This window comes from Spirosoma koreense (assembly GCF_054777875.1).
Genome location: NZ_BAAHAC010000019.1, coordinates 1 through 623, shown reverse-complemented (window position 1 = coordinate 623; position 623 = coordinate 1). Strand labels below are relative to the sequence as shown.

Annotated in this window: 1 pseudogene; it reads right to left on the bottom strand. The window is 61.0% G+C overall.

The features are described 5' to 3' along the window. Nucleotides 1–623: pseudogene (locus ACYVC2_RS13600) on the bottom strand (hypothetical protein); the annotation flags it as partial.

Sequence of the window (623 nt, the reverse complement as noted above, 5' to 3'; positions counted from 1 at the left end):
GGATACACCCCGTACCGAGCATCGATCACCACCGAGGCCGACCGGAAGGTCTCACTCCGTCCGTCCTGGTCTACCTGACGAAGCCGGTAATAACTCGTCCCCCGGTAGGGACTCCCGTCTACATACCGGTACCGGCTCAGACTATTGCTGCTGCCCGCCACTTCGCTCACCTCACCCACCGGCTCGAAACTCCGCAGATCCTTGCTGCGCTCGACCACGTACTTCTGGTTGGATTTCTCCCAGCTGGTGCTCCAGCTAACCAGCACGGTTTTGTCTTCCTGGGCACTGGCGCTGAAACTGACCAGCGAGACGGGCAGGGGCGCTACGGTGTGGGTGTAGATGGAGGCAAAGTCGTTGTCGGTCGGCTGGGGGTTGTTGGAGGGAGCGGGGGCAATGTTGACCGAGGCTCCGATGTTGTTGATGGTGGTGGTGGTGGAAGGCACGGTGACCTTGGCCGCGATGATGATGTTGCCAAAATCACCCGACTGCAGCGCGACGCCCTGCTTCTGGATCCCATCGATGCAACCGGTGACGGGGTTGAGCGTCAGATCGAAGAAGTTGGTGATGTCGCCGGTGATGTCGGTGAGCAGGTTGCCCGTCAGCAGGTCGGCGTTGGAGAGGCA